The sequence below is a fragment of the Vibrio sp. SG41-7 genome (assembly GCF_014164465.1).
Classification (GTDB): domain Bacteria; phylum Pseudomonadota; class Gammaproteobacteria; order Enterobacterales; family Vibrionaceae; genus Vibrio; species Vibrio splendidus.
The window spans coordinates 1-5,088 of record NZ_JACJFF010000203.1 but is presented as its reverse complement, the minus strand read 5'-3'; the positions used below and the strand labels follow the sequence as shown (position 1 = coordinate 5,088).

4 protein-coding genes are annotated in these 5,088 nt (G+C 38.1%); 3 read left to right on the top strand and 1 reads right to left on the bottom strand.

Annotated features, from left to right (window positions below; genetic code table 11):
• Positions 1–211 (bottom strand): hypothetical protein (locus H5300_RS27770; RefSeq protein ID WP_220503581.1); only part of this gene is annotated, 211 nt, incomplete at its 3' end.
• A gap of 220 nt (positions 212–431) precedes the next feature.
• On the opposite strand from H5300_RS27770, the gene H5300_RS25445 reads away from it, so the two are divergent.
• The 3 genes from H5300_RS25445 to H5300_RS25435 all read left to right on the top strand — a co-directional run bounded on the left by H5300_RS25445 (position 432) and on the right by H5300_RS25435 (position 4,908).
• Positions 432–1,664 (top strand): anaerobic sulfatase maturase, encoded by a 1,233-nt coding sequence (locus H5300_RS25445; RefSeq protein ID WP_182797226.1) that lies wholly within the window; start codon positions 432–434, stop codon positions 1,662–1,664.
• Positions 1,665–1,705: 41 nt separating this feature from the next.
• On the top strand, positions 1,706–3,319 hold the full coding sequence (locus H5300_RS25440; RefSeq protein ID WP_182797225.1) for a sulfatase: 1,614 nt from the start codon (positions 1,706–1,708) through the stop codon (positions 3,317–3,319).
• A 71-nt stretch (positions 3,320–3,390) separates the two neighbouring features.
• Positions 3,391–4,908, top strand: a complete 1,518-nt coding sequence (locus tag H5300_RS25435) for a DUF2264 domain-containing protein (RefSeq protein WP_182797224.1) — start codon at positions 3,391–3,393, stop codon at positions 4,906–4,908.
• Positions 4,909–5,088: the final 180 nt, after the last annotated feature.

Below are 5,088 nucleotides of genomic sequence, written 5' to 3'. Positions count from 1 at the left end.
TTACCATGCTTTCGAACAGCATTACTCTGACTGCAAAATCGACAATTAACCTGAATAGTTGCCATGATTGGTACCCCAAAAACGTAGATTCTACCACAGAAAACAACAGATTGGAGTCATGACCATTTTTTTCAGCGTAAGTGCTCCCTGTAAATAGAAATAACATAGAGAGAGCAATCGTATTCAAACGATGTTTTTTGATCATATACATAGTTGATTTCCTTTAAATATTGATTAATTTGTAAGATGCAAAATAACTTTCGATATTTTACGTTCGTAGGTTAACGAAAATAAACTGGTTATTTATCGATCGATATCGCAAATTATTTATTTTTGTTTTCTTTCGTTTGTTTGTGATGTCGATCTTTAAATCTTAAATTACTTTCGTGTATTGTTGCTCTTGCTTTCAAATGCTTTCGATAGGGATCGTTATGGCTTCTAATGCACAACATGCTGCTTTTCATATGATGGCAAAACCAACCAGTTTTCATTGCAACTTGAAATGCGATTACTGCTTCTATTTAGAAAAAGATGGCGTAGTGAACAAGACGAGATCTGAGCCAAGTGAAAATATGTCGAATGGAATGCTCAAACGCTATGTACGTGATTATATTCGTTCACATCAGGGGCAAGAGGTCGATTTCTCTTGGCAGGGTGGTGAGCCAACATTAGCAGGCTTAGATTTTTATCGAAATGCAGTGAAATATCAGCAGCAGTATGCTGAAGGTAAAACGATTACTAATAGCTTTCAAACCAATGCTGTAGCCATTAATCGTCAATGGGCTGAGTTCTTTTCTCAACATGATTTTTTACTTGGTGTTTCTATTGATGGGATTGCTGAGGTTCATGATAAATATCGTATTTCAGTTAATGGTAAGCCTACGTTTGAGCGGGTGAAGCGAGCACTTGAATTATTAAAAGAGTACAAAGTTGAATTTAATACATTAACGGTGATTAACGATCAAAACTGGCAACGCGGTAAAGAAACGTATCTAGCATTAAAAGATCTCGGTTCAACTCATATGCAATTTATCCCAATTGTTGAAGTTAATGCGAATTGCCAAGAGCCAACTAGGGGGCATTATTCCCCACAGAAAAATGCAGAGTTAGCACACTTCTCTGTGCCTTCTCATGGTTATGGTCAGTTCATGATGTCAGTATTTAATGAATGGCTTAAAGAAGATGTAGGCCACATTTTTATTCGTATGTTTGACAGCATTTTAGGCAGTTGGATGGGTTACCCTGCATCGACCTGTGTTCAATCAAAAGAGTGCGGACAAGCGATGGTAATTGAAGCTAATGGGGATGTTTATTCTTGCGATCACTATGTTTATCCCGTAAATAAATTAGGAAATATTGAGCAGACGACATTGGCTCAAATGGCGACAAGTAAACAACAAAAAAGGTTTGGCACCGCAAAATCTCTTAAATTAACGAGTCAATGTGAGACATGCGATGTGTATCGTTTATGTCATGGAGGCTGCCCTAAACACCGACTTGTTTCTCTTGATGGAGAAAAGCATAAACACAATTACCTTTGTGAATCCTATCAGCAAATTTTTACGCAAACCGCACCTGCTATGCATTTAATGTCGCAAGCCATACAACAAGGTGGGACGGCGATTGACGCGGTATCTCTTATCAAAAATACCCTACGGATCTAATGCAACAATATAAATTTAAAAATAATAACAAGGAGTGAAAAATGAACCTGTCCTCATCGAAGAAGACAGTAATTGCAAGCCTAGTCGCTGCTGCCTGTGTAGCAGCACCTTCGCTTTCTTATGCTGTAAATCAAAATCCTGAGCAACCTAACGTGCTACTTGTCGTGATGGATGATTTAGGTACGGGCCAACTTAATTTTGCCCTAGACAGTTTAGATAAAACTGAGTTAGCTAAACGCCCTGTACCTGTTCGGTATCAGGGCGATTTGGATAAGATGATCGATGCCGCACAACGAGCAATGCCAAATGTTGAAAAACTGGCGGCGAATGGCGTTAAAATGACTAACGCATTTGTTGCACACCCTGTTTGTGGTCCATCTCGTGCAGGGATTTTTACTGGCCGTCATCCAACCAGTTTTGGTACATACAGTAATGATGATGCTAAATTGGGTATCCCTTTAGATATCAAATTATTGCCAGCGCTTTTCCAAGAAAATGGTTACCGAACGGCGACGATTGGTAAATGGCATAATGCTAAAATTGCTGGGAAGAATCTAGTTGATGAAGATAAACGCACCCGTGATTACCATGATAATCAAATAACAGTAACACCAAAAGGTTATGGACCAGAAGATCGTGGTTTCGATTATTCATACAGTTTTTACGCATCGGGTGCCGCTTTATGGGATTCACCAGCTATTTGGCAAAATGGTAAAAATATCTCTGCTCCGGGTTATTTAACGCATAATTTAACCGATCAAGCACTGAAGTTTATTGATGAAAGTGGTGACAAACCTTTCTTTGTTAACCTCGCATTTAGCGTGCCTCATATTCCATTAGAAGAAGCATCTCCTGCAAAATACATGGATAGATTTAATACTGGTAATGTTGAGGCGGACAAGTATTTTGCGGCGATTAATGCAGCAGATGAAAGTCTTGGCATTATCATGGATAACTTAGAGAATAAAGGAGAGTTAGATAATACCATCATCTTCTTCTTATCTGATAACGGAGCCGTTCATGAGTCGCCAATGCCAATGAATGGAATGGATAAAGGCTTTAAAGGGCAAATGTATAACGGTGGTGTCAGAGTTCCATTTGTCGCTTATTGGCCAAAACACATTCCAGCTGGTGGTGAAAGCGATTCACTGATCTCAGCATTGGATATTTTACCAACGGCTCTAGCTGCGGCAGGCATTGATATTCCTGAAGATATCCAGGTGGATGGTAAAAACATTATGCCTGTTTTAGAAGGGAAGACGGAAACATCACCTCACCAATACTTATATTGGGCAGGCCCTGGCGCGAAACATTACAGTGAAGAAAATGATGCGTTCTGGTATGGCTACTGGAAGTGGATCACCTATGAAACCAATACAATTCCGAATAACCCAAATTTAGAAAAACTGTCTAAAGGCTCATGGGCGATTCGTGATCAAGATTGGGCGTTGTATTTCTATGATGATGGTTCAAATAAGGTGAAGCTATTTAATGATAAAGAAGATCCTTCAGAGTCGATTGATTTAGCTAAAAAATACCCTGAAAAAGTGAAAGAGATGAAAAATGCTTTCTATAACTGGATTAAAGATAAACCAAAACCAGTTGCTTGGGGCCAAGATCGTTATCAAATCTTAACTGAATCAGCAAAAGACTAAGTTAACGTTTTTTCTAAGCCACATGACCACCGTGTTTTGTGGCTTTTTTCGTTTTGAAAGGACAATAAATAATGAAGGTAGAAATTGAACCACAAACGTTGCGGTATCAGCCCAAGAAAATAAGAGAAACGAAGCGGCCAACAATTGCTTATGAGCATCCAAATACGCTGACCTATTTAAAATCGATGAAAGAAAATATCATCAGACTTGTAAATAAAAAATCACTATATACTCAACATGATGAGTATGTAAAAAACGTATTTATGGATGAAAGAGTCAATTTAAAATATCACTGTGAATCTATTGTTAGCTATATTGCAGAAGCTTTTATACATTATTCTGTGTGGGATCATAGTCATGCTTATTATCCGGGAAGACCAAGTCAACAAACAGCCAGAACTGATGCATTAGAAGGAACAAGTCGAACGTTACCAACATTAGCTGCATGGTTACACGCTAACGGGAAAGTTAATACGATTATTACTGGATTGAACCAACAACCCATTTTAGTACCTGAGATTTTACGTAAAGCCTTTTTAGCAGGCACCAACCCGCAACATAAAGGCTACTGGGGAACGCTGCACCATTGTGATCAAAAAGTATGTGAAAGTGCAGATTTAGCACTGGCACTATGGATGAGCAAAGAGTGGGTTTGGGATTGTTTTTCAATCGATGAAAAGTGTCAAATCGTAACTTGGTTTAAACAGGTTAATCAGTGTGAAACCGTTGATAATAATTGGCACTTGTTTGTACTTACCGTGCAAATCGTAGTGAAAGCGTTAATTGGTGAAGATGAAGTCCAATACGACAAATACGAAAGGGTAAAAGAGTTTTATGTCGGTGATGGGTGGTTTCGTGATGGGGCAAAAGGAAATTACGACTACTATAATGCGTGGGCTTTTCATTACAGTTTGTATTGGTTTACTCAAATAGATGTTGATTTTGATTCTACTTTTATAAAGAGTGCATTATCTGATTTTGTTGGCAATTATCGTTATTTCTTTGGTAAAGAAGGATTCCCTTTTTTTGGGCGTAGTGCCTGTTATCGCTTAGCTGCTGCTGCTCCATTATTAGCGGCTGTGGATCTACAAAGCGACAAGATAACGATTGGTGAAGCGAAAAGAGCTTTTCATTGTAACTTGAAATATTTTATTAGTAACGGTGCGTTAAAAGCAGGATTACCCACACAAGGGCTGTTTGATGAGGATGTTCGTTTAGTTGATAACTACAGTGGCCCGGCTAGTAGTTTATGGTCATTAAGAGCCTTGAATATCGCTCTGTTTTGTGGCGAAAAAATTAACCTTTGGCAAGCAGAAGAAGCACCACTAGCGATTGAGCAAGGAAATTTTGAGTTAGATATTTCTGCTATTAATATGAAAATACTGGGTCTATATGAAACTCAAGAAGTGATAGCTATATTTAAAAATGAATATATTCAAGATCAATCTCCGCTTAGTAGACGCTTACTTGCACCATCTCGATGGGCACAAACAACAGAGAAAATAACTGGGCGGGCAAACAGACCAAAGAATAATTTATTAAGAAAAGGGGTAACTTGCTACTCATCAAAAATGGAATCATTCTTTTAGAGTTCAAATTTTTATTAAATTGAAATGGTACAGACCACCCAAAGTATGTTTCCTCGAAGGGCGGGATCGAACTTTAATCATTGAAAATAAAGGATTTATTTTACAGGGAACTTTTTTAGATAATCACGATCTGATCATGAAGTAAAAAAACATGAGAAATTCGCACATGATTATCATTGA